23 protein-coding genes and 1 tRNA gene are annotated in these 23,493 nt (G+C 44.9%); 16 read left to right on the top strand and 8 right to left on the bottom strand.

What is annotated here, in order from left to right; translation table 11 throughout:
* Positions 1–3 precede the first annotated feature (3 nt).
* Positions 4–1,137 (top strand): DUF3530 family protein, encoded by a 1,134-nt coding sequence (locus ACMXYP_RS02875; protein ID WP_415883505.1) that lies wholly within the window; start codon positions 4–6, stop codon positions 1,135–1,137.
* A 9-nt stretch (positions 1,138–1,146) separates the two neighbouring features.
* Here the strand turns inward: ACMXYP_RS02875 and djlA are convergent, their stop codons facing one another.
* The 3 genes from djlA to ACMXYP_RS02860 are packed head-to-tail and all read right to left on the bottom strand — an operon-like array spanning position 1,147 to position 3,693.
* Positions 1,147–1,968 carry a co-chaperone DjlA gene (gene djlA / locus ACMXYP_RS02870; RefSeq protein WP_415883504.1) on the bottom strand — a complete coding sequence of 274 codons (822 nt, stop codon included), beginning with the start codon at positions 1,966–1,968 and terminating at the stop codon, positions 1,147–1,149.
* Positions 1,958–2,644 (bottom strand): N-acetylmuramate alpha-1-phosphate uridylyltransferase MurU, encoded by a 687-nt coding sequence (gene murU, locus ACMXYP_RS02865; protein ID WP_415883503.1) that lies wholly within the window; start codon positions 2,642–2,644, stop codon positions 1,958–1,960. The genes djlA and murU overlap by 11 nt, the downstream gene beginning before the upstream one ends.
* Entirely contained in the window at positions 2,641–3,693 is a 1,053-nt protein-coding gene (locus ACMXYP_RS02860; protein WP_415883502.1) for an aminoglycoside phosphotransferase family protein, read from the bottom strand. Before ACMXYP_RS02860 ends, murU begins: the two co-directional genes overlap by 4 nt.
* 245 nt (positions 3,694–3,938) lie before the next feature.
* Here ACMXYP_RS02860 and lptD point away from each other — a divergent pair, with 245 nt between their 5' ends.
* Genes lptD through ACMXYP_RS02815 form a run of 9 tightly spaced genes read left to right on the top strand, consistent with a single transcriptional unit; the run spans position 3,939 to position 13,352 of the window.
* Positions 3,939–6,800 carry an LPS assembly protein LptD gene (lptD, locus tag ACMXYP_RS02855; protein ID WP_415883501.1) on the top strand — a complete coding sequence of 954 codons (2,862 nt, stop codon included), beginning with the start codon at positions 3,939–3,941 and terminating at the stop codon, positions 6,798–6,800.
* Positions 6,790–8,088: a peptidylprolyl isomerase gene (locus ACMXYP_RS02850; RefSeq protein ID WP_415883500.1), complete on the top strand. Its 1,299-nt coding sequence runs from the start codon at positions 6,790–6,792 to the stop codon at positions 8,086–8,088. The genes lptD and ACMXYP_RS02850 overlap by 11 nt, the downstream gene beginning before the upstream one ends.
* Positions 8,089–8,092: 4 nt before the next feature.
* Positions 8,093–9,091: a 4-hydroxythreonine-4-phosphate dehydrogenase PdxA gene (pdxA, locus tag ACMXYP_RS02845; protein ID WP_415883499.1), complete on the top strand. Its 999-nt coding sequence runs from the start codon at positions 8,093–8,095 to the stop codon at positions 9,089–9,091.
* Between the two features lie 3 nt (positions 9,092–9,094).
* Positions 9,095–9,901 (top strand): 16S rRNA (adenine(1518)-N(6)/adenine(1519)-N(6))-dimethyltransferase RsmA, encoded by an 807-nt coding sequence (gene rsmA / locus ACMXYP_RS02840; protein ID WP_415883498.1) that lies wholly within the window; start codon positions 9,095–9,097, stop codon positions 9,899–9,901.
* 11 nt (positions 9,902–9,912) lie between these two features.
* Positions 9,913–10,299: a Co2+/Mg2+ efflux protein ApaG gene (gene apaG, locus ACMXYP_RS02835; protein ID WP_415883497.1), complete on the top strand. Its 387-nt coding sequence runs from the start codon at positions 9,913–9,915 to the stop codon at positions 10,297–10,299.
* A 15-nt stretch (positions 10,300–10,314) separates the two neighbouring features.
* Positions 10,315–11,175 carry a symmetrical bis(5'-nucleosyl)-tetraphosphatase gene (locus tag ACMXYP_RS02830; protein WP_415883496.1) on the top strand — a complete coding sequence of 287 codons (861 nt, stop codon included), beginning with the start codon at positions 10,315–10,317 and terminating at the stop codon, positions 11,173–11,175.
* Positions 11,176–11,180: 5 nt separating this feature from the next.
* Positions 11,181–11,501 carry a thiosulfate sulfurtransferase GlpE gene (glpE, locus tag ACMXYP_RS02825; protein WP_415883495.1) on the top strand — a complete coding sequence of 107 codons (321 nt, stop codon included), beginning with the start codon at positions 11,181–11,183 and terminating at the stop codon, positions 11,499–11,501.
* A complete protein-coding gene (locus ACMXYP_RS02820) occupies positions 11,501–12,592 on the top strand; it encodes a hypothetical protein (protein WP_415883494.1) in 1,092 nt (363 codons plus the stop codon). Before glpE ends, ACMXYP_RS02820 begins: the two co-directional genes overlap by 1 nt.
* Positions 12,593–12,602: 10 nt before the next feature.
* Positions 12,603–13,352, top strand: coding sequence for a pteridine reductase (locus tag ACMXYP_RS02815; RefSeq protein WP_415883493.1), 750 nt, complete (start codon positions 12,603–12,605; stop codon positions 13,350–13,352).
* On the opposite strand, the gene folK is transcribed toward ACMXYP_RS02815, so the two are convergent.
* Both folK and folB read right to left on the bottom strand, forming a co-directional pair.
* Positions 13,342–13,881, bottom strand: coding sequence for a 2-amino-4-hydroxy-6-hydroxymethyldihydropteridine diphosphokinase (gene folK, locus ACMXYP_RS02810; RefSeq protein WP_415883492.1), 540 nt, complete (start codon positions 13,879–13,881; stop codon positions 13,342–13,344). The genes ACMXYP_RS02815 and folK overlap by 11 nt on opposite strands.
* Before the next feature lies 1 nt (position 13,882).
* A complete protein-coding gene (gene folB, locus ACMXYP_RS02805; RefSeq protein WP_415883491.1) occupies positions 13,883–14,239 on the bottom strand; it encodes a dihydroneopterin aldolase in 357 nt (118 codons plus the stop codon).
* 20 nt (positions 14,240–14,259) lie between these two features.
* Here folB and plsY point away from each other — a divergent pair, with 20 nt between their 5' ends.
* On the top strand, positions 14,260–14,847 hold the full coding sequence (gene plsY, locus ACMXYP_RS02800) for a glycerol-3-phosphate 1-O-acyltransferase PlsY (protein ID WP_415883490.1): 588 nt from the start codon (positions 14,260–14,262) through the stop codon (positions 14,845–14,847).
* Here the strand turns inward: plsY and tsaD are convergent.
* The gene (gene tsaD / locus ACMXYP_RS02795; RefSeq protein WP_415883489.1) at positions 14,844–15,872 is read right to left on the bottom strand and encodes a tRNA (adenosine(37)-N6)-threonylcarbamoyltransferase complex transferase subunit TsaD; all 1,029 of its coding nucleotides are present in this window, start codon (positions 15,870–15,872) and stop codon (positions 14,844–14,846) included. The two genes, plsY and tsaD, sit on opposite strands and share 4 nt — an antisense overlap.
* Positions 15,873–16,072: 200 nt before the next feature.
* Between tsaD and rpsU the strand changes: the two genes are divergently transcribed.
* The 5 genes from rpsU to ACMXYP_RS02770 all read left to right on the top strand — a co-directional run bounded on the left by rpsU (position 16,073) and on the right by ACMXYP_RS02770 (position 20,945).
* Positions 16,073–16,288 (top strand): 30S ribosomal protein S21, encoded by a 216-nt coding sequence (gene rpsU, locus ACMXYP_RS02790; RefSeq protein WP_275814767.1) that lies wholly within the window; start codon positions 16,073–16,075, stop codon positions 16,286–16,288.
* A 38-nt stretch (positions 16,289–16,326) separates the two neighbouring features.
* Positions 16,327–16,776, top strand: a complete 450-nt coding sequence (locus tag ACMXYP_RS02785; RefSeq protein ID WP_415883488.1) for a GatB/YqeY domain-containing protein — start codon at positions 16,327–16,329, stop codon at positions 16,774–16,776.
* A gap of 33 nt (positions 16,777–16,809) precedes the next feature.
* Complete coding sequence (gene dnaG, locus ACMXYP_RS02780) at positions 16,810–18,744, top strand: DNA primase (protein ID WP_415883486.1); 1,935 nt, start codon at positions 16,810–16,812, stop codon at positions 18,742–18,744.
* Between the two features lie 244 nt (positions 18,745–18,988).
* Positions 18,989–20,803, top strand: a complete 1,815-nt coding sequence (rpoD, locus tag ACMXYP_RS02775; protein WP_415883485.1) for an RNA polymerase sigma factor RpoD — start codon at positions 18,989–18,991, stop codon at positions 20,801–20,803.
* Positions 20,804–20,868: 65 nt separating this feature from the next.
* Positions 20,869–20,945 (top strand) — tRNA-Ile (locus ACMXYP_RS02770).
* Positions 20,946–20,986: 41 nt separating this feature from the next.
* On the opposite strand, the gene ACMXYP_RS02765 is transcribed toward ACMXYP_RS02770, so the two are convergent.
* Positions 20,987–22,906: a polysaccharide biosynthesis protein gene (locus ACMXYP_RS02765; RefSeq protein ID WP_415883484.1), complete on the bottom strand. Its 1,920-nt coding sequence runs from the start codon at positions 22,904–22,906 to the stop codon at positions 20,987–20,989.
* Positions 22,907–22,942: 36 nt separating this feature from the next.
* Positions 22,943–23,491 carry a sugar transferase gene (locus ACMXYP_RS02760; RefSeq protein WP_415883483.1) on the bottom strand — a complete coding sequence of 183 codons (549 nt, stop codon included), beginning with the start codon at positions 23,489–23,491 and terminating at the stop codon, positions 22,943–22,945.
* Between the last annotated feature and the right edge of the window lie 2 nt (positions 23,492–23,493).

Genomic DNA, 23,493 nt, shown 5'->3' with positions numbered 1-23,493 from the left:
CAAATGAAATTATATTCTCTTCTCCTTAGTCTTAGTTTGATTTCCTCCAACGCCCTTTCCGCCGATGAGGAAGCAAACGCGGGTACTGAAAAAACAGCTAGTGCGGCTCAATCATCAGCACCGATGGTCGAAAGAACTGAACCCAGTAGAGAAAATAATCTTCGCCAAGCGCTCTCATCACACCCTGACCCCGGCACTCAGGTACTACAGCTCGATACAGGAAAAGATGGGGAACAATTACTTGGTTACTATTTAACCGAAGGTAGCGGAATACCACAGGGTGGCGTCATCATATTCCCGGATGAACTCACCCATATGGATTGGCCAGACAATCTAAACCAAATCCGCACAGGTCTAGCTAATCACGGCTGGTATACATTAGCGGTATTTTTACCCCAACCGGCTCAAACTCCTCTGCCAAAACGCACACTACCGGTTTTGTCGGCTATAAAACCAACTCAGAGCCCAGACACCCCTCAAGACGGCTCAACAGAACCTGTAGAAGCCCAAGAAGAAGCCACAACAGAAAACACTGAAACACCTTCTGACGCAGCAACAAACCAACAGGAAAATGCCGCTAACGCACCAGCAGAGGCAGAGCAGGAACAGGAAGAAAAAGAGAATTACCAAGAGATCGTAGCCCGCCTAGGCAACACCGCATTTGAGCACCTCAAAAAAGAGAAAGGCGTCGATAGAGTCCTTGTTTTAGGGGCCGGCACAGGCGCCACATGGGCGGCACAATACGTTCAAAAGCATCAAGAACAGCAAAACCTTCGCTTAGTCCTCTTAGATGCCCGAGACTCTAAAACAGAGAACGCTCCGCGACTGCTAGAAATCTTACCCGAGATAAAAACTACCATAATCGACCTACACCATTCTGCACGTAGATCGACAAATACAAATTACAGTGAAAACACACCAGAACGAAGATTGCGATTAGCGCGACATAAGCGCATGAACAACTTCCACCAAAGTCGCTTACCGCAAGCCAATGACAATTGGAAAAAAGACAACTCTTGGCTGTTCAAACATGTTCGAGGCATGATCAACACCTACATTATAAAAGCCGAACAACAAAGCCGAAGTATAGATATTCCTTCGGAAGAGCAAAGCAACAAAGAACAAGCCCCGGGCTAAAAAACGCGCTTATTTTCGTGCCGTCTTTATTCGCTCATAGGCAGCCTGAATTTCTTGGGATTTCTCTTTGGCCAATTCGATCATCTCTTCTGGCAACCCCTTAGAAACCAACTTATCTGGATGATGCTGACTCATTTGGCGACGATAAGCTTTTTTCACTTCAGCATCAGATGCGCTTTCATCCACACCTAAAACCGCATAAGCATCTTTCAATAGAACTGCCGCATCAACACCAGCCTGGCCGTGCTGATAAAAATCTCGTTGTGCTTTGACGCGAGCAATTACCTCTTCAACACTATCCGTACCAAACTCTAATAGATGACAAAGCTCTTCAATGATTTTTAGCTCTGGCGCACTTACCTCACCATCTGCCATAGCAGCCTGCAATTGGATTTCAATAAACATCAATTTGACCGTAGGTCGGTGACGCAAAAGAATCGCTAGCGGTTTTACCGTTTTACTGAACTCAAAATCTTCGCTTTTCCCCTGAGTAAAAAGATCAATCGCCTCACGCTTCCGCTCATCGGTTAAGCGCATTTGAGTCATTACATTTCGCGCAAATTGAATTTCGTCTTCTGTTACGCGCCCATCCGCTTTCGCAATACGCCCCATAACGGAAAAAGTTGCTTTAAAAAAGGCTTCTTGAGGATTTACGGCGGCCACTGCTTTAGTTAGAGCGCGACTAATCAAATAACCGACAAACCCACCAAATATCAGCCCCCAGAAGCCACCGGAAAACAAACCTACCGCCGCACCCAGTAATATAGACGTAGAATACCGCTTAACGCCTGATCCTAATTGCGCGCCCGCCTCTTGTGCATCAAAGGCCATTAATTTGATTCCCCAACACTAATCTATTTATCTCATCCAATCTTTCAGGTGTTCCGATATCTGCCCAGAAACCTTCGAACAGCTCACCTGAAACCTTACCTTCAGCCATCTGCTCTCTAAGCAAGGGGGCCAATGGTACTTTCTCATCTAACGCGATACCTTCAAACATCTCAATAGATAAACGACTAATTCCGCTAAAGGTATAACCTATTTTATCATCACTATTCACACAGCCCTGCTGCAACCCAAAATCACCATTAGGGTTATGCTCTGGATTCGGCACCAATACTAGGTGAGAGTCATCAGACTCAGCCAACAATTTTTCAAATGGGTAGTTTGTAAAGACATCACCATTTACCAGCAGGAACTGCTTTTCACCACCAGAAGCTAACAATGACAATGCCTTTCGAATACCACCCGCCGTCTCTAGAGGCTCAGTTTCAGCAGAATATTTGATTGAAACACCGTATTTAGAGCCATCCCCTAAATACTCCTCTATTTGAGCACCAAGCCACGCATGATTAATTACTATTTCTCTAATACCAGCACGCACCAAACGCTCAATGTGGTATTCAATTAAAGCTCGGTCGGCGACTTTTAACAGCGGTTTAGGCGTTTTCAGCGTTAAAGGACGCATTCTGGTGCCTAGGCCGGCGGCTAAGATCATTGCCTTCATGACACAATCCAATTATCCAAAACCGTGTCAGAGAAATGCTCACTTTTACGCATCGCTGGCAATAATTCCGATACCATCCATCCCGCAACTGGCTTTAACTCCTCAACTTTAGCCGCCACGGTAATAAGATAATTCAAGGTTCTAGGGATATCTGCCAAATAACCAGATTTACCATCACGTATGTGTAAACGCGCAAAAATCCCTATAGCTTTAAGGTGACGCTGCGCGCCCATTAGATCAAACCAACGCTTAAAATAAACTCGGTCTGGCATATTCTGACCATTAGCGATCAAGGCCTGTCTGTATCCCTCGACCCAGCCATAGACCTTTTCATCCGGCCAATCGATATAGCAGTCTCGTAACAAAGACACTAAATCGTATGTAACAGGCCCCTCAACAGCGTCCTGAAAATCGATAATCCCCGGCGCCAAATCCTTGCGATACATAATATTTCGCGAATGATAATCACGATGCACAAAAACCTTCGGCTGCTCTAAGGCGGAATCAATTAGGTAATCAAAAAGAAAAGAGACTAAGCGCTGCGCCTCATCATTCAACTTTACGCCCAGTAATTTTTCCACAAACCATTCTCGAAACAACTCGACTTCTCGACGTAGCAATGCCTCGTCATACAAAGGTAACTCTTTACCCCGAGCAGGCTGACAGCTCTGCATCAACAACAAGGTCTTTAAAGCCTCGTCATACAAACCATCAACGCTTTCGTCTGAAAGCTGATCTAGATAAAGATCATCACCAAAATCCCCAAGAAGCATAAAGCCTTTAGACAGATCATGATTGTGAATATGCGGCACAGGAACCCCCGTCCGCTCCAATGCAGTCGCCACCTCTACAAATGGACGACTATCTTCTTTCTCTGGCGGAGCATCCACAGCTATCCAAGTATTTCCACCGGATATTGCTCGAAAATAACGTCGAAAGCTGGCATCACCTGATACAGTTTCGAGCTGCCAATTTTTACTATCAAACCCCGAAAATCCCGGCAAAATCTCCAACAACCACTCTTTTAAATCTGTATACCGCAGATCCATCTAAATACGCCCCATAAACCAACTACATGCTTAAACGAGCTATTATGACACTCAGATAACCCAAAAAGGTAGAAGCGATCAGTAATTCATTCGTTAATCATTAATGCTTAACTCTCAACAAAAACCCTGCAGAACTCTACACTCACTGCCTAGAATGATTTATCATTCTGCCCCTTATGCTTAATTTCACTGAGGTTCGGCCACAACCGAATTCTTCGGAACCGCTGAAACGGATTTAGTATTTGATGCCCTTCGCCAAACGATCGACATATTCACTAACGTTAGCCATTAGTGCTGCATTAGTATCCAGCTATGCGACTGCAGAAAACAAACCATCTGAACAAGAGATGGCTTGGAGTTGCAGCATGACCAAAGATGGCGAATGGGATTGCTCTGTGAATGAAGAGCTGGTCAATCAAACCGAAGCGGCCAAACAAACGCCTCAGGAATCAGTTGTTCAACAACCTGCTTCAACAACACCTAGCCCTCAAGCTACCCCGGTTGAAATTGAAGCAACAACACCCGTCCAAGCGGCACCCATTCCTAGAGTTAGGCAAGAAGCCGTAGTTTCGGTCCCAGCTGCAACCCAAAGCCGCCCAAGCGTAAAGGCAAAAACTACAAACAACGGAGTTTGGGACTGCGTTGCTGGGACAAATGGTGAATGGCTCTGTAACGATGAGATCGAACAATCACAGCAGCAACCTCAGTTAGCGATTGAAACACCTACTCAAACGAACGTACAAACCACCGCTCCAGCTATCGTTACTCACCAGCCTATACAAACAGCCGAAGTGATTGGAAGCGAATGGCAGTGTGGCACGAGCCCAAGCGGCGATTGGGATTGTCACAAAGTCAACATACACGCGCTTAGCCTTCCTCAATCACAGCAACGTAGTGGCTCATCTGAACCACTGTATAATACCGAAAACCCATACTCGCATTTAGATTGGGCTTATTACAGAAACCCTCAAGGTCAACAATGTGCCGGGCGCTATTTAGAACCTAGCTACCCAATTGCCGGCGATGAACACTTAGAAAATCCTCCGCTCTACTTGGAAGCAGACCAGTCATCTACAATTATCGGAGGATTAAGTCGCTTGCAGGGTGGAGTGACTATGCGTCAAGGCGGTCGCCGACTAAGTGCTAGTTCTGCAGAATTAGACCAAGTAACCAATAAGGCCCGTCTTGAAGGTAACGTAAAGTTCCGTGAAACTGGCTTGCTAATGCTAAGCGATAGCGCGCAGATCGACACAAGCAGCTCAGAAGCAATTTTCAGCAATGCTCAATACGTAATTCATGAAGATGGCTTACGCGGATCTGCTGATCGAATCATACGTTTAGAGGATGAACGCCTCCGTATTGAAAACGGTGATTATACCTATTGCCCACCATTCAGTGATGCTTGGAAGCTAGAAGCCGACAGTATCGTTCTGAATAAAAACAAAGGCATTGGTGAAGCTGAAGATACTGTAATCCGTGTCGGTGGTGTACCTATTTTCTACGCACCGTACTTCACATTCCCAATCGATAATCGACGAAAATCAGGCTTCCTTTATCCAAGTATTGGTTACAGCACTGACGGCGGTTTAGATCTAGCAGCGCCATACTACTTCAATATCGCACCGAATATGGACGACACACTGACTGCTCGTTACATGTCAGATCGGGGGCTATTGCTAGAAAACGAATTCCGCCATATGAACAAGTGGTCTAGCAACACATTAAATACCGCTTACTTATCTAGTGACAAATCATTTAACGATGACAGATGGTTACTTGGTATAGATCACAAAGGCAGCCCTGCAGAAAGGTGGCGCACAAACATTGATTTCAGTGCAGTAAGTGACGATGATTATTTCGAAGATTTGGATACTAACCTAGAAGTAAGCCGTCAAGATCACTTAGACCAACGTGCAGACATCACTTACAGCCAGAACAACTGGAGTTTTAGAGCACGCGTTCATGATTATCAAACCATCGATAACAATAGTAAATCACCGTACAAACGCCTGCCGCAGCTTACCCTAAAGGGCGAGAATGCGTTCGGAGATGCCGGCGAATTTAAATACATTGCCGAATACACTCAATTTGATAGAGACTTATCAGGGTTAGCCGGTCGTGATCGGATTATTGGCGACCGTCGTTTCATCATGCCGACTGTCAATTATCTATGGCAAGCCCCTTGGGGTTACATCAAACCGGAACTATCACTATGGAACAGCAGTTACAGTTTAGATAATCAGCTATCAGGCCTAGCTGAAAGCCCAAGCGTCAACGTGCCCATCCTCAGCCTAGATAGCACTGTAATTTTCGAAAGAGCACTTATTAACGGTGGCACACAAACATTAGAACCACGAATTTACGGTTTATACGTGCCAGAAGAAGATCAGGATGAAATCCCTGACTTCGATACATCAGAGCCTGACTTTAACTATAACGCCCTATTCCGCCAAAACCGCTTTAGCGGTAAGGATAGAGTCGGAGATGCCAAACAGATCTCACTTGGACTCGCTAGCCGCTTTTATGGAAAAGATGGCAACGAGAAAGGCAGCCTGAGCATTGGTCAAGCCTACTATTTTGCCGACCGAAAAGTACAACTAGATCCTGCATCACCAGATTCAACTGAAGGTCAGAGCGATATTGCGACTGAAGCAGTTTGGTATCTAAACCAAAACTTCCGCGCTAGCTTCGATGCGATTTTAGATAACAACGATTTCAGCAATACTGAATCAAACCTGCGCTTACGTTATAACAGCGACCTAGATCATCGATTTGACTTCAGCTACCGTTATGAAGAAGACACTCGTAAGCAGACAGACTTATCATTCATTTGGCCTTTAAGTGGCAGCTGGACTGCTATGGGTCGCTGGTTACATGATATTGAAGAAAACGACAACCTAGAATCAGCACTAGGCCTCGAATACGAAAGCTGCTGCTGGAAAGTCAGCTTTGCCGGTCGCCGCTGGCTAGACGATAAAGACAATTACGATACAGGCATGTTCCTGAATTTCACCCTAAAAGGGCTTGGATCATTTGGTAGCGGCAGCAATGGCTTCCTAAATGACATTATTGGTTATGAAGAGCGTGAAGAGCACAATGACAAATAAGCTTCGCAAGATACTATTTTCTGCAGCTGTTTTCGGACTACTGATTCCAACATCGCAAGCAACACTGGCTGCGGAAATCCCACTGGATCGAGTTGCTGCCGTTGTCAATGACGGCATAATTATGCAAAGTGAATTGACACAGCGCACTGCTATAGTCAAAGAGCAACTAAGCGCTCGGAATACAAAACTACCACCGGAGCACATTTTACATAAACAGGTTTTAAACCGCCTGATTATCGACAGCATCCAAAAGCAATTGGCTGCCAGACAAGGCATTCGAGTAACAGAAGGACAGCTTGATGCAGCCATTGCACGGATCGCTGCTCAGAACAGCCTTACTTTAGAGCAATTCCGCGATGCTCTAATTGCCGAAGGTCGGGATTATAATCAAGCTCGAGAGCAGATCCGCAACGAGATGCTGATCTCCAATGTACAGCAAAACCTTGTTAACCGAAGAATCCGCGTATCCGAGCAGGAACTAGAAAACTTCCTAAACTCAGCTAGCGGTCAGGAACAAACTTCAGCAGAGTATCTCCTCGGACACATTCTTCTTGCTACGCCATCCCAAGCATCCCCTGAGGCAATTCAGAAAGCGGAACGAGAAGCCAATGATGTCTTCAAAAAGCTAAAGTCCGGCGCCGATTTCGCTGAAATGGCTGTAGAGTTTTCCGATGCCCCTAATGCTCTTAAAGGCGGTGATTTAGGCTGGAGAAAGGCAAACGAACTACCAGAAGTACTAGGTAATGCGATTCGTAAACTATCTCCTGGCGATTTCAGCAAACCAGTACGATCTCCAAGTGGTTTCCATATTCTTTTGGCGAAGGATAAGCGCGGCGGTGCCGTACAACTAGTGCCTCAGCGTTTAGTTAGTCACATTTTGCTTAAGCCAAGTGAGATTCGCACATCTGAGCAGGCTAAACGCCAAATAACCCAGTTATACCAACGCATTCAATCTGGCGAAGATTTTGCCACATTAGCCAAAGAGTATAGTGACGACCCAGCAAGTGGCTCTGAAGGAGGCTCTTTAGGCTGGACGCAGGACGGCCAAATGGTGCCAGAATTCGAACAAGTGATGAACAATACTGGTATTGGGCAAGTATCAGTTCCTTTTGAATCACGCTTTGGCTGGCATATTTTGACGGTCTTAGATACGCGCACAGAAGACCTCGGCGCTCAGATGCAAGAAAATCAGGCTCGCGCAGCTATCCGCAAACGCAAGTACAATGAAGAATTAACTAACTGGTTACGCGAGATTCGCTCTCAGGCCTACGTCGACATTAAGGAGTGATTGCTTGGGTATCAATAGATTAGCAATCACCCCTGGTGAGCCCTCTGGCATTGGCCCCGACCTGTGCATTCAAATTGCGCAACTGGGCCATGACCATGAATTGATCGCATTTGCAGATCCTGAACTACTGCGCAAACGCGCGGAACAACTGCAACTGCCGATATCGATTGAACAGTTCGACCCAGAGCTTCCGCCGTCGCCTACGCCCGCAAGAACTCTAAAGGTAGTTCCGATTTCACTAAAAGCTGAAGCGATTCCTGGTGAGCTTAATAGTGATAACGCACCTTATGTGCTAGAAACGCTAACACTAGCGACACAAGCCTGCCTCAATGGAACTTGCGACGCTTTGATAACAGCTCCTGTGCATAAAGGCATTATTAACGATGCTGGTATTCCTTTTAGCGGCCACACCGAGTTTCTTGAAGCACTTACAGAAAGCAATAAAGTCGTCATGATGTTAGCAACCGAAGGGTTAAAAGTTGCATTAGCAACAACCCACCTTCCCCTTCGGGACATTGCCGATGCGATTACACCCAAATTACTCACTGAAGTAATTGAGGTATTACATCACGATCTAGTAAACAGCTTTGGCATCAAAGAGCCCAACATCCTAGTCACCGGTCTCAACCCGCATGCTGGCGAAGGTGGCCACTTAGGTCGCGAAGAAATTGAAGTCATTGAACCTACACTAGATAAACTCATAGCAAAAGGCATAACTCTCAGTGGCCCTTGGCCAGCTGATACACTATTCACAGACAAGTACCTTGCTACAGCAGATGCCGTACTAGCCATGTACCACGACCAAGGCCTTCCAGTGCTAAAATACAAAGGCTTTGGCAAAGCTGTGAATATTACGCTCGGCATGCCTATTATTCGCACCTCGGTAGATCATGGTACTGCATTGGATCTTGCCGGAACTGGAACTGCCGACTCAGGCAGCCTAATGACTGCTATTGAATATGCAGGCATCATGGCTACCCACCGCAATCAAACTACGAACTAATTCATGACTAAAAAACCAGTAGCACACAAAGCCCGCAAGCGTTTCGGGCAAAACTTTTTGCACGATCACGGCGTGATTCGTCGCATTATTCGATCTATTGCACCTCATGAATCAGATCAACTAGTAGAGATTGGCCCGGGGTTAGGAGCCCTGACAGAAGAGCTGCTGAGCGAAGCAGGTGAACTTGATGCAATTGAGCTAGATAGAGACCTTCCTCCGATCTTACGCACCAAGTTCTTCAACTACGGTGACAAATTCCGCATTCATGAAGCGGATGCTATGAAGTTTGATTTCTCCCAGCTACAAAAAGGAGAAAAGAGGCTGCGTATTGTAGGCAACCTTCCATACAACATATCCACTCAGCTAATATTCCATCTACTGAGTCATGCTGAGCAAGTAGAAGATATGCACTTCATGTTGCAAAAAGAAGTAGTTGATCGAATGGCTGCTGGACCTGGGGAAAACAATTACGGTCGATTAGGCATTATGGCGCAGTACTACTGCAAAGTTGAGTCACTGTTTGTCGTACCTCCAGGCGCATTTAACCCCGCTCCCAAAGTAGACTCGGCGATTATTAGACTCACACCTTACCGTGAGTTACCGCACGTAGCCAAAGATGTTTCACAATTTGAAACCGTTGTACGCACGGCATTCAATATGCGCCGTAAAACGCTACGCAATAATTTAAAACCTTTACTATCTGCAGATGCACTAGAAGAGATCGGCATCGATCCAGGCTTACGACCTGAAAAGCTCCCTATCTCAGACTTTGTTCGCATTAGTAACTACCTTACAGATCAGAAAGGCTAAATAAGGCATTTATGGAAACTATCGACCTAGGTAACAACGTCAATATCGACGTAGAAACCAACTATCTGGCCCAACAATCTGATCCTGATAGCAAACGTTTTGTTTTTTCTTACAAAATTACGATCACCAATCATAATGATATGCCGGTCCAGCTTCTTAACCGCCACTGGCTAATTACCGATGGCAACCAGCATATTCAAGAAGTTCAGGGCGAAGGCGTTGTTGGCGAACAACCTGTGATTGACCCTGAATCGAGTTATACCTACACAAGTGGCGCAGTATTAGCCACCAGCGTTGGAAGCATGCAAGGCCACTATGAAATGAGCACCGATAAAGGCACTCAATTTAAAGCACCTATTGCAGCATTCACTCTAGCAAGACCTAACGCACTGCACTAAACACAGGCAACCAGTATGGCGACCTATGCGATTGGCGATATCCAAGGGTGCTACGACGAACTACAAGCCCTACTTAGAACTATTAACTTTACTAACAGCGACCATTTATGGATTGCTGGAGACCTCGTTAATCGCGGCCCTAAATCACTAGAAACCTTAAGGTTTCTTCGCGATTTAGGTGACCGAGCAACCTGCGTTCTGGGAAATCATGATTTACACCTTCTCGCCGTCCACTATGGAGCAACAACCTGCAAACGCAGCGATACTCTGGATGAAATATTAGAAGCACCAGACCGTATTGAGCTAATGGATTGGCTAAGTAAGCAAAAGCTAATCGCGTATGACAAATCACTTAACGTGGTAATGGTTCACGCAGGTATTCCGCCTTGTTGGACTATTCGTAAAGCCCGCAAACGCGCAAAAGAAGTAGAAAAAGTTCTGCAAAGCGACCAAGCCAAAACTTTTTTCAACCACATGTATGGCAACAAACCCGATCTATGGAGTTCTGACTTAAGTGGTTGGGAACGCTTACGCCTTATTACGAACTATCTAACACGCATGCGCTTTTGTAGCCCTGAAGGGCAATTAGATTTCTCAGCCAAAGGCTCACTCGCATCACAACCCGAAGGCTACCAGCCTTGGTTTAAAGCTCCACGAAAAGATCCGGCAGAAATCGAAATTCGTATCCTATTTGGCCACTGGGCAGCGTTGGAGGGGAATGCCGATGCTGAGCATGTCTTTGCGCTTGATACAGGCTGTGTTTGGGGCAACAGATTAACCGCCCTTCGCATAGAAGACCATCAACTTTTTAGTGTTCCCGCACAAGGCAAAAAACCAAAGCCACCTCCGACATCCACTTATTTAAGCAACAGGTAACTTTTATGAGTCATTTTGAGTGTATAGATTCTCCAAAAGCAGCAGCGTTGATCAAAGACGGTGCCCAGGTTGCCGACATTCGAGATCCCAACAGTTTTGCGCAAGGCCACATTAGTGGGTCTCACAATCTTAGTAATGAAAATCTACATGACTACATATCTGCGGCTGACATGGATAAACCTCTGCTTGTATGCTGCTATCACGGCATAAGCAGTCAACAAGCTGCTCAATTCTTAGTTGAACAAGGCTTTGATGAAGTCTATAGCATCAATGGTGGTTTTGAGGCATGGCGCGTAGAACAACCTGACCTGTGTGAAATAGCTTAATGAAGATCTATTTAGTGGGCGGCGCAGTTAGAGATAAGCTATTAGATTTCCCTGTTTACGATAAAGACTGGGTGGTTGTAGGCTCCAGCCCTGAAGAGATGATCGAACAAGGCTTTCAACCTGTAGGTCAAGATTTCCCCGTGTTTATTCACCCCCAATCGGGTGAAGAATATGCACTAGCGCGAACAGAAAGAAAATCAGGCAAAGGCTATACCGGCTTTGAATATAACGCCGATAAAGCAATCACTTTGGAAGAAGACCTTCTACGCCGAGATCTAACCATTAATGCCATGGCAATGGACGATCAAGGCACAATCCATGACCCCTACAAGGGCCAGGAAGATTTAAAGCAAAAAATCTTACGTCATGTATCCCCGGCATTTTCAGAGGACCCTCTGCGTGTTTTGCGTGTGGCACGTTTTGCCGCGCGCTACCACCACCTAGGGTTTAGCGTAGCTGATGAAACCTTAGCATTAATGGAGGAGTTAGCTAAAGGCGATGAGCTAGAACACCTGACCCCTGAAAGAGTATGGAAAGAGTTTGAACGGGCATTAAGCGAACCTTCTCCATGGGTATTTTTAGAACTACTCCAAAAAACAGAAGCGATACAAAAAGTTCTTCCTGAGCTAAAAAATGCAATATCGAAACCAGACTGGGCTACAAACTTTATTCGTTCTACACAAACAGCCACGGATGCTGATTGCCGGTTTGCCTGTCTGACCGCTCCGGATAACGAAATAATACTGGATGTTTTTTGTGATCGATTAAGAACACAAAAATCAGTAAAAGAGCTGGCTTCACAGTGCCAACAACAGCATGAGAACCTTAGTCAATTCGATAATTTATCTGCAGAAGATAAACTGCAGACGATCCAAGCCCTCGATCTGATTCGGCGACCACAGCGCCTAAATAAGCTCTTGATCTGCGTAGATGCTCTACACCCAGAACCTAACTATCAATCGCTAGCTGCAATATTAGATTCTATTAACCAAATTCAGCCTGCTAACCTGATCAAGCAAGGTTTTAAAGGGCCTGAACTGGGCAAAGAGATACAGCGTCTACGTCTCGATATATGCAACCAAGATCACTGAAGGACAGCTAATGAGCACCAACACTACTGCAACAAAAGTGGCACTGATAACTGGCGGTGCACGCAGGGTTGGCGCAACAACAGCCTCAACACTTCATGCAGCAGGATATACTGTAGCCATTCACTACCGATCCTCAGCTAAAGCAGCCGAAGCACTACAAGAAAAGCTAAACCATTTACGCCCGAACAGTGCTTTTATCTTTTCTGCAGACCTAAACTACATGGAACAAGTTGAACAATTAGCTGAAGATGTAAAATCAAAGTTCGGACAACTCGACTTACTGGTTAATAACGCTTCATCCTTCTACCCAACACCAATCGAACAAAGCACTCAGGAGCAGTGGGACGACTTAATCAATTCCAATCTTCGTGCCCCCTACTTTCTAACAGCCTCGCTAAGCAAATTACTTCGCCAAAACTATGGCTGCATTATCAACATGATCGATATCCACTCGCAACGCGGACTGCCTGGATATCCTATTTATTCAATTGCAAAAGCGGGGTTAGAGATGATGACCAAGTCTTTGGCTAAGGAATTAGCACCCGAGGTAAGAGTTAACGGCGTTTCACCCGGCGCAATTTTATGGCCAGAACAAGAATTAGAAGAAGATCAAAAACAAAGCATTTTGGATAAAACACTACTAAAGCGCATCGGCTCACCGGAAGACTTAGCCCAAGCAATCGCATTTCTTGCTTCTGCAGAATATATTACCGGCCAAGTGCTCGCGGTAGATGGCGGAAAATCCTTATTCAGCCACTAGTGCTATCTAAAGCCTCAAACACGCAAGGTAATGATCGGCCTTGCCATTGAAAGTCGATTGACCACAACTTCTGCCGAGCCTTATCATAGCTCGACCACATTTCTAAATACGTCGTACCTATTGCAGGGTGAGCCACATCTGCTGCTATCTCAGCTAAAGGCCACAAAACAAAAGCATTCTTAGTAATTTCACCTCGAGGTAATTGCACCCCATAGTGTATGCCAACTAAATCATCATAGGTAAGAATATCGATATCTAAGGTACGACCACTAAATTTTGGTCCTTTGCGACAACGACCATTTTCATCTTCTATCTTTTTCAGTAACGGAGATAGTTCAACTAATGGCAAATCAGTAACAAAACCAGCAACCAGGTTATAGAAGTTATCTCCAACAAACCCTACCGCTTCACTTTCGTAAACGCTGGATATACTCAGCCCGCCAAAATGCTTATGCAAAGCATCTAGCGCTTGCGAGATATAATGATCTCTATCGATATTACTGCCGATACTGACATAAACTTGAGCCATCTTAACCACGAACTCCACGCTCGATGATGACACCAACATCTTTTGCCTGCGGTACCGCTCCCGGCTTACCTAAACGTAAACGCAGCCATTTCACACCGAATTCAGTCATCACGATCTCAGCAATCTGCTCAGCCATGGTTTCGACCAACTGAAATTCACTCTGCTCTATAAATTCAATCAATCGATCTGACACCGTTTTATAGTTAAGCGTATTATCAACATCTTCAGTATTTGCTGCCTGACGGATATCAGTACCCATATCCAAATCAAGATTTATTCGTTGACGAATCTCTCTTTCCCAATCATAGATACCTATAATCGTTTCAACTTCTAACTCTCGAATGTAAACTAAATCCATACTCAACCTTTGGATATCGAATGACCGAATCGGCAACAATGGCCTTCGGGCTAATTTTTCTAGCTTACCTGCTGGGCTCTATACCCACAGCAGTGCTAGTTTGTCGTGCACTCAACCTTCCAGACCCTCGCCAACGAGGTTCCGGCAACCCTGGTGCAACTAACGTACTCAGAATTGGCTCAAAAAAAGCAGCCATACTTACTTTACTTGGCGATATTAGCAAAGGCCTAGCAGCGCTAGCCTTTGGAAAACTCCTACAGATCTCACAAACAGAGCTTTCCTACTGCTTATTAGCCGTAGTTGCCGGACATATATTCCCTATTATTTCGCCATTAAAAGGCGGCAAAGGCGTAGCAACAGCATTTGGTGCTTGCATCGCACTTTATTGGCCCATCGCACTGATACAGTTGATCATCTGGGTGATTGCAGTAACGATTAGCAAGATATCCTCTCTCGCCTCAATTGCCGCAGCGCTAATAACTCCAGTATTCACTTGGATAATAGCTCCAAGCCATTCACTTCTTCTAACAACTCTTTGCCTATTACTTCTTTATAGCCACCGAAAAAACATTAAAAAATTACTAAACGGCGAAGAACCTAGGCTTTAAATAGAATCAAGCGTATCCAAAGGCCAGCGCGGCTTAGTCGTAATAACTAGGTCACTTTGCTGCCCTGCTAGTAATCGCTGACAACCTGCAAAAGCAATCATGGCACCATTATCTGTACAAAACTCAGGACGGGCATAAAAGAGCTCTGAGCGTTCTTTCTCAACCATCACTTCTAAGCGCTCTCGTAATCGCTGATTAGCACTTACACCGCCCGCTATGACCAGTTGCTTAAAGCCTGTAGCCTGCAAAGCACGGCGACATTTGATTGCTAAAGTATCCACTACCGCTTCTTCAAACGCAGCCGCAATATCACACACCGTTTGATCATCAATCTTACCTTCAGCATCTCGATGATCGTTTGCAGTATTCAATGTAAATGTTTTTAAGCCAGAAAAGCTAAAATCCATACCAGGTCGATCAGTCATTGGACGAGGAAAGCGAAAACGCTGACGATCACCTAGCTGTGCGTGTTTGGCAATGAGTGGCCCTCCAGGGTAATCCAAACCCAGCATTTTAGCGGCCTTATCAAATGCCTCACCCGCAGCATCATCTAAAGACTCACCTAATAGCTCGTATTGCCCAATACCATCAACACGAACGAGCTGAGTATGACCGCCAGAAACGAGCAACGCTACAAACGGAAATTCGGGAGGATTCTCTTCAAGCATAGGCGCGAGCAGATGACCTTCCATATGATGCACACCTATTGCGGGCTTTCCCCATGCCAGTGCAATAGCTCGACCTGTTGAAGCGCCGACCATTAATGCTCCGATAAGGCCTGGTCCGGATGTATAAGCAACAGCATCTACATCTCCTTTTTGAAGGCCAGCTTTGGCAAAAGTCTCATCCAATAAAGGCAGCAACTTACGTACATGGTCACGGGAAGCCAATTCCGGCACTACACCACCGTACTCAGCGTGCATTTTCACCTGACTATATAAGGCATCACCAAGTAGACCCTTTTCACTGTCATAAATTGCCACTCCTGTTTCATCACAAGAGGTTTCAATCCCCAGTACGCGCATCGTTCACTCACTTCACTAACATGATGAGGGCTATTATACCTGCCCCCCTCAAAACCTGCACCGAAAATACCCAACAAACCGATTATCTGCTTTACTTCACTATGTGAAACGAATAGAATTTTGCGCCTTGCCATAAAACCGTCTGTTTTTTGGCAAGATAATTTTGTGGATTAACTAAACAATTTAAGGTTTGTTCAAACATGCCAGCTGTAAAAGTTAAAGAAAACGAGCCATTTGATGTAGCTCTGCGTCGTTTCAAACGTTCTTGCGAAAAAGCAGGTATTCTAGCTGAAGTTCGTCGTCGCGAATTTTACGAGAAGCCAACTTCTGTTCGTAAGCGTAAAGCAGCAGCAGCTGTAAAACGTCACGCTAAAAAAGTATCTCGCGAAAACGCTCGTCGCGTTCGCCTATACTAATCCACGCGATTTAGATCCCATCCAGAGGAAGGTTAGTCATGTCAGAGTTGAAGCAGCAAATCACTAATGAGATGAAAGCTGCAATGCGCGCTAAAGAAAAAGAGCGCCTAAAAACTATTCGCATGATGCTAGCCGAACTAAAGCGCATCGAAGTAGATGAACGCATTGAACTGGATGACACTAGAGTACTGGCGGTGCTAGACAAAATGTCTAAGCAGCGCCGTGACTCGATTTCGCAATTTGAAGAAGCGGCACGCATGGATCTTGCAGATGCTGAGCGACAGGAGCTGGAGGTGATTAAAACTTTCCTGCCGCAACCGCTAACTGATGAGGAAATTACAGACCTCGTAAAACAAGCTGCAGAGCAATCCGGCGCACAATCCATGCAAGACATGGGCAAGGTTATGGGAATCCTTAAACCTCAAATCCAAGGTCGCGCCGATATGGGAACAGTATCCAAACTCGTCAAGTCTCAATTATCCAGTTAAACTGCCGCTGAGACCTTTTCAGCTGCAACGATAATGGCCGGACGTATACCCCAAAGCTTTATTGACGACCTGCTTGCCCGCATCAATATTATTGATGTGCTAGATGGCCGTGTCCAAAAACTAAAGCGCGCTGGAAAAAACTACTCAGGCCTCTGTCCGTTCCATAAAGAAAAAACACCTTCTTTTAGCGCCAACCAAGAAAAACAGTTCTATTACTGCTTCGGCTGCGGCGCAGGCGGAAATGCCATTAGCTTTTTAATGGAATACGAAAATCTAAATTTCCCTGAAGCTGTTGAAGAACTCGCCAAAACCGCGGGCATGGAAGTCCCTAAAGATGACAATCCCCAACAGCGCGAAAAAGAGCAGCAACTTAAAAAGCTATACGATTTATTAGCTAAAGCCGCTCAGTTTTATGAAGATCAGCTTAAAAGCCACAACACCCGACAAGATGCTGTCAACTATCTGCAAACTAGAGGATTGACAGGCCAAGCAGCCAAAGCATTTTCGATCGGCTTCGCCCCTTCTGGCTGGGATAACATTCTTAAGCACCTAGGCAAAAGCGATGCAGATCAAAAGCTACTAGAAGAAGCAGGGTTACTGATACACAACGAAGATCGTGATAGCCATTATGATCGCTTTCGCAATCGAATAATGTTCCCGATTCGGGATCAAAGAGGCCGTACAATAGGTTTTGGTGGGCGCGTACTGGGCGATGACAAACCAAAATACTTAAACTCCCCCGAAACCCCGACCTTCCATAAGAGCAGAGAACTTTACGGGCTTTATGAAGCACGTAAGCACAGCAACAAGCTTGAACGCTTAATCATTGTTGAAGGCTATATGGATGTAGTTGGCCTCGCACAGTTTGGCATTCACTATGCTGTAGCAACACTAGGTACAGCAACAACTGCGCAACACTTAGAAAGACTATTCAAACTCGTCCCTGAAGTTATATTCTGCTTCGATGGTGATAATGCCGGGCGAGAAGCAGCGATGCGTGCACTAAAAACAACACTTCCGGTTATCGAAGATGGAAAAGAAGCCCGCTTTCTCTTCTTACCTGACGGCGAAGATCCGGACAGCCTAGTACGCCAAGAAGGAACTCTCGCCTTCACGGAGCGACTAGATAGCGCTTTACCACTTTCCGAGTTTTTCTTTAATAGCCACTCTGAACAAGCTGATCTAAACAGCATGGATGGTCGTGCTAGATTCAGCACAGAAGTACTACCTGCTATAAACTCAATGAAACCGAGTTTGTTGCAGCAGATGATGCTCGACCGAATTTGTGAATTAACCAACCTTTCGCTTGAACAGATACAAACTACGGTTAACTTTCACGAGTCAGTACAAACACATACACCAGCCCCCGCTGCAGTTTCAGAGTACGACTACTCTGAATCGTCAAACTATGAAGATTCGCAGCCCTACGACTATGCCGATTATAGCAACGAAGGTCATAGCTACGAGGCCCATAGCCATGAAAGCACCCAATACCAACCAAGGAAGAAACAATTTCGCAGCCTTCGCAATAATAGCAGCGAACTATCTTTCGAACAGAAACTGATCGCCCTATTACTTCACTATCCACAACTGGCGTCAGAGCACCAATTTCCTGAAGCACTCAAGAGCAACACAGACGTAAATTCTCAGCTTTTGGCTCAGTTAGTTAGCTATTACAAACAAAACCCAACAGCTTCACTTGGACAATTGGTTGTCGATTGGCGTGAAGATGAAACCCTTTCGCAAACGATCGTTGAACTTTATGAAATCTCTACCTCTTTAGAAATCACCTCCGAAGAGATCGCCCGAGCCTACCTTAAAGATGCTCAGCATGGTCTAACACTAAAGGCATTAGAACAAGAGATTTCCCTTTTACAGAAGAAGCACACCCTTTCCAAAGAAGAGAAAATAAAACTAGTTGAATCTATGCAACAACTTAATCAACTAAAGACAACCAGCAAGGCCTAAACGTCCAAATTTAGCTGTTATCAGGCCTTATTAGAGTTTCAGTACATCCCGCCCTTGAAAAACAAACCATCAGACACCATATATTGCTACATTAACTACTGAATTTTCGGCAAGTCGCTGAAAAACAGTCTATTTTTAACAGATGACAGTCTCTAGCTTGCACAGCCTTTTCCCTAGCATGTTGTTAACTACATCGCTATAATGGCCTGCTCGATTTTCATCCACTTTTTCTAGTCAGGGTCCTATGTCCGATACTTCTCAGCAACAGCAGTCTCGCCTTAAGGAATTGATCGCCCGCGGTAAAGAGCAGGGTTACCTAACCTACTCTGAGGTAAATGACCACCTTCCGCAGGATATTGCCGATCCAGATCAGGTTGAAGATATCATCCGCATGATCAATGACATGGGTATTTCCGTGTCTGAAGAAGCACCCGATGCTGAAACACTACTGATGACCGAAGGTGATTCAGCTGATGATGCCGACGAAGAGGCCGTTGCCGCACTAGCCGCAGTAGAATCAGATGCTGGCCGTACAACCGATCCAGTACGCATGTATATGCGTGAAATGGGTACTGTTGAGCTGCTAACTCGCGAAGGCGAGATCAGCATTGCTAAACGCATTGAAGAAGGTCTACGTGAAGTAATGTCTGCCGTAGCCTGCTTCCCTGGTACAGTTGATGCCATCCTTGAAGCTTACAAATTAACCGTTGAAGAGGAAGGTCGCCTAAGCGATATTTTCAGCGGTTATATTGATGCAGACGATGATGAAGAAATACCTGCTGCAACTATCACTGATCCAGATGCAGAAATAGAAGACGAAGATGACGAAGACGAAGAAAAAGAAAAAGGCCCAGACCCAGAAGAAGCTGCTCGTCGCTTCGGTCTAATCAAAGAACACTTTGACGCACTTCACCTAGCCTTAGAGAAACAAGGCCGTGACAGCAAAGAGTTTGGCGATACTCAAGTACTTCTAAGCGAAGCTTTTGCTCCGATCAAATTATCTCCACGCTATTACGAAGCGATTGTTGGGCAAGTTCGCGATACTATCGACGACATTCGTAAACAAGAACGTACTATCATGCGCATCTGCACACAACGTGCAAAAATGCCACGTAAGACGTTTATCAAAGAATTCCCTGGTAACGAAACAAACCCTGATTGGTTTAAAGAAGTTATCGATTCCGGTTCTGATTACTCTCGTGCGATCAAAACCAATTTAATTGAGCTTAAACGTGCTCAAAAGAAACTTATCCAAGCTGAGATTACTACTGGTATCAGCCTAGCTGAGATCAAAGAAGTTAACCGTCGCATGTCGATCGGTGAAGCTCGAGCACGTCGCGCTAAGAAAGAGATGGTTGAAGCCAACCTGCGTCTTGTAATCTCTATCGCTAAGAAATACACAAACCGAGGCCTACAGTTCCTAGATCTTATCCAGGAAGGCAACATCGGCTTGATGAAAGCTGTTGATAAGTTTGAATACCGCCGCGGCTATAAATTCTCTACTTACGCTACATGGTGGATTCGCCAAGCAATTACACGATCGATTGCCGACCAAGCACGTACAATCCGTATCCCAGTACATATGATCGAAACGATCAACAAACTGAACCGTATCTCTCGCCAGATGCTTCAGGAAATGGGACGCGAAGCTACACCTGAAGAACTTGCTGAACGCATGGAAATGCCTGAAGACAAAGTTCGCAAAGTACTTAAAATTGCTAAAGAGCCGATCTCCATGGAAACACCAATCGGTGATGATGAAGACTCAAGCTTGGGCGATTTCATTGAAGACGTAACCATTTCCTCCCCTGTTGATTCAGCAACAGGCGAAGGTCTGCGTGAAGCGACTCGTGAAGTACTAGCAGGTCTAACAGTACGCGAATCCAAAGTACTTCGTATGCGCTTCGGCATTGAGATGAATACGGACCACACACTTGAAGAAGTTGGTAAACAGTTCGACGTAACACGTGAACGTATCCGTCAGATCGAAGCTAAAGCGCTACGCAAACTACGTCACCCAAGCCGCTCTGAACACCTACGCGGCTTCTTAGACGAATAGTAAATTCTTTTAAATCAAACTCTTGTGCCCATGAAACCATATCGGTATTATGGGCACCCTCCTTAGGGCCTATAGCTCAGTTGGTTAGAGCGCTCGACTCATAATCGATCGGTCGCAGGTTCGAGTCCTGCTAGGCCCACCATCAATTCTCGCTCAGCAAATTCCTGCCACGCCCCTCTTTGTTTAAGCAGATTTAACAGGCTCAATATACATAAGATCACGGATCTCATGCTGCGGATTATATCCATTCACATTGGCTAGCAATATATCCCTGATTACAGCATGATCATAACAATCAATAGCCAAAGATAGACGATTAAGCACCTCTACTAACTCATCCCAAGGTAACTTAACCTCTTGAGCACGCATAATCATTGAGTGATCAGTACGAACTACATCATCTCCGATAAGTAACTCTTCGTAGAGCTTTTCACCATCTCTAAGACCCGTAAATACAATCTCTATATCACCTGACGGATTTTGAGCGCTGCGCACAGACAAACCTGTAAGATTTATCATCTGCTTAGCAAGATTATAAATTTTTACCGGCTCACCCATATCAAGCACAAACACTTCACCAGAAGCACCCATTGAACCTGCTTGTATAACTAAGGAAGCTGCCTCAGGGATAGTCATGAAATAGCGAGTAATATCGGGATCAGTTACTGTAACAGGACCACCTTGTTTTATTTGTTCTTTAAATAACGGAATAACAGAGCCAGATGAACCAAGAACATTACCAAACCGAACCATGGTAAAACGAATTGAATCCCCTTCTCGTTCACTCAACCCCTGAAGAACAAGCTCAGCTAAGCGCTTACTTGCACCCATAACGTTGGTAGGCCTAACAGCCTTATCCGTTGAAATCAAAACAAAATTTTCAACTTTTGAGGCTATTGCAGCTTCCGCACAACGCCAAGTACCTAAAACATTATTACGCAGTCCAGCAATATTATTTCCTTCGACCAAAGGTACATGCTTGTATGCTGCAGCGTGATAAACAGTATCAACATTAAACTGCATCATCACTTTCTCTAGGTGCTCCTGATCGGTAACCGAACCCAGAACAGTCACTACTTCAATAGAATCAATAGAATCAAAAGAAGATTTAATTTCACGCTCAATTGAGTAAAGAGCAAATTCAGATTGCTCAAACAAAACAAGTCTCTTTGGAGACTGCTTTAAAATTTGGCGACAGAGTTCGGACCCAATAGAGCCACCAGCCCCAGTAACCATGACGGCCTTTTGTTTAATACATGCATCAAGTAAAGATTGATTTGGTTCGACCTCATCTCTACCCAGTAAGTCTGAAATATCAACTTCACGAACATCACTGACGCTGACTTTGCCGCCTGCAATATCAGATAAACCTGGTAGCGTAAGCACCTTGACATGATAAGTGCTTAGGCTATCAACAATTTTCTTATTTGCCTGCCGAGAAGCAGAAGGGATAGCTAAAAGGACAGAATCGATATCGAAGCGCTCAATTAACAACTCTATCTCAGATGATGGATATACACGAACACCATTTACATCTAGACCCGACAATTTTAAATCATCATCAATATATGCAAGCGCACTAAATTCCTTGGAGTGATAAAGAGCTGTTGCCAACTGCCGACCTGCGGAACCTGCACCATAAATAAGTACTCGCTCAGATTCTTTTTTAGCCTTCTGCTCCCCACCTGGAAATTGATGCAGAACAATCCAGCGAGCCAACATACGACTACCGCCAATTGCAAAAATAGCTATAAACCAAAATATAAAAATAACGGACCTAGGAGTGCTTTGATCGAGACCGAGCAAATATGTAACGACAACCCATATCAATAGGGACAAGGTTATGGCCTTCACAACTGTCCATTGCGCTTTATAGCCAATATAGCGAATTATCGCGCGATAAAGCCCCAGCTTTATAAAAATAGGGATCGCTATAACTGGCGCTAATAGATACGCTGGCCAATGAACAAAATCTTTAGCAGTCCAATCATCATAACGTAGAGCAAAGCTAAGCCAACAACAAAAAGGCAAAATAACCGCATCGAAGAGAAGGAAAAAAGCTTTCTTAGAATTTCTAGAGGAATTTAAAAGTTGCTGTAACAAGTAACTAGCCTTATTTCTGTTGCAAAAAAGCAAAAATTAACGAATACGGTCACCAGCGCCTTTCCCTAAACCCGTTGCAACAATATAGGTGAAATAGTTCCGCAAGCTCATACTGTTAATCATTTTTTGATCCCATTCTGCAAGCAGTTTAGGTGTGGACATATCAATCTGATTGATTTGTGACAAACCTGTTATACCTGGCAGCACGTCAAACACACCACGACTTTGCCGCTCTGCAATTAATTCTTCTTGATTAAATAAGCAAGGCCTTGGCCCCACTAAGCTCATACTACCGAACAAGACATTGATTAACTGAGGAAGTTCGTCCACTTTTGATTTCCTTAAAAAATGCCCAAACTTCGTGATAGAGGAGGAGCTTGCTAGATGGGTCGCGACAGAAGCAGTATCAGGCTTCATTGTGCGGAATTTAATTAACGTAAACAGTTTCTGATTTTTACCAACCCTTTTTTGAAGAAAAACAGGTGATCCCGTATCAAAACAACCAATAAGACATACTATTAACAATAAAGGCCACAGAAAAAAAAGAGCTACAAACGATATAACTATATCCAAAAAACGATACATAA

The sequence above is a fragment of the Neptuniibacter sp. QD34_54 genome, assembly GCF_047778055.1.
Lineage (GTDB): Bacteria > Pseudomonadota > Gammaproteobacteria > Pseudomonadales > Balneatricaceae > Neptuniibacter.
Note: the sequence above shows the minus strand (reverse complement) of the source record. Positions and strands in the feature narration are given on the sequence as shown.

Bases quoted from the DNA above. Each gene is read 5' to 3' on its own strand.
- ACMXYP_RS02875 (WP_415883505.1), top strand. From the start codon at position 4: ATGAAATTATATTCTCTTCTCCTTAGTCTTAGTTTGATTTCCTCCAAC.
- djlA (WP_415883504.1), bottom strand. From the start codon at position 1,968: ATGGCCTTTGATGCACAAGAGGCGGGCGCGCAATTAGGATCAGGCGTT.
- murU (WP_415883503.1), bottom strand. From the start codon at position 2,644: ATGAAGGCAATGATCTTAGCCGCCGGCCTAGGCACCAGAATGCGTCCT.
- ACMXYP_RS02860 (WP_415883502.1), bottom strand. From the start codon at position 3,693: ATGGATCTGCGGTATACAGATTTAAAAGAGTGGTTGTTGGAGATTTTG.
- lptD (WP_415883501.1), top strand. From the start codon at position 3,939: ATGCCCTTCGCCAAACGATCGACATATTCACTAACGTTAGCCATTAGT.
- ACMXYP_RS02850 (WP_415883500.1), top strand. From the start codon at position 6,790: ATGACAAATAAGCTTCGCAAGATACTATTTTCTGCAGCTGTTTTCGGA.
- rsmA (WP_415883498.1), top strand. From the start codon at position 9,095: ATGACTAAAAAACCAGTAGCACACAAAGCCCGCAAGCGTTTCGGGCAA.
- apaG (WP_415883497.1), top strand. From the start codon at position 9,913: ATGGAAACTATCGACCTAGGTAACAACGTCAATATCGACGTAGAAACC.
- ACMXYP_RS02830 (WP_415883496.1), top strand. From the start codon at position 10,315: ATGGCGACCTATGCGATTGGCGATATCCAAGGGTGCTACGACGAACTA.
- glpE (WP_415883495.1), top strand. From the start codon at position 11,181: ATGAGTCATTTTGAGTGTATAGATTCTCCAAAAGCAGCAGCGTTGATC.
- ACMXYP_RS02820 (WP_415883494.1), top strand. From the start codon at position 11,501: ATGAAGATCTATTTAGTGGGCGGCGCAGTTAGAGATAAGCTATTAGAT.
- ACMXYP_RS02815 (WP_415883493.1), top strand. From the start codon at position 12,603: ATGAGCACCAACACTACTGCAACAAAAGTGGCACTGATAACTGGCGGT.
- folK (WP_415883492.1), bottom strand. From the start codon at position 13,881: ATGGCTCAAGTTTATGTCAGTATCGGCAGTAATATCGATAGAGATCAT.
- folB (WP_415883491.1), bottom strand. From the start codon at position 14,239: ATGGATTTAGTTTACATTCGAGAGTTAGAAGTTGAAACGATTATAGGT.
- plsY (WP_415883490.1), top strand. From the start codon at position 14,260: ATGACCGAATCGGCAACAATGGCCTTCGGGCTAATTTTTCTAGCTTAC.
- tsaD (WP_415883489.1), bottom strand. From the start codon at position 15,872: ATGCGCGTACTGGGGATTGAAACCTCTTGTGATGAAACAGGAGTGGCA.
- rpsU (WP_275814767.1), top strand. From the start codon at position 16,073: ATGCCAGCTGTAAAAGTTAAAGAAAACGAGCCATTTGATGTAGCTCTG.
- ACMXYP_RS02785 (WP_415883488.1), top strand. From the start codon at position 16,327: ATGTCAGAGTTGAAGCAGCAAATCACTAATGAGATGAAAGCTGCAATG.
- dnaG (WP_415883486.1), top strand. From the start codon at position 16,810: ATGGCCGGACGTATACCCCAAAGCTTTATTGACGACCTGCTTGCCCGC.
- rpoD (WP_415883485.1), top strand. From the start codon at position 18,989: ATGTCCGATACTTCTCAGCAACAGCAGTCTCGCCTTAAGGAATTGATC.
- ACMXYP_RS02760 (WP_415883483.1), bottom strand. From the start codon at position 23,491: ATGTATCGTTTTTTGGATATAGTTATATCGTTTGTAGCTCTTTTTTTT.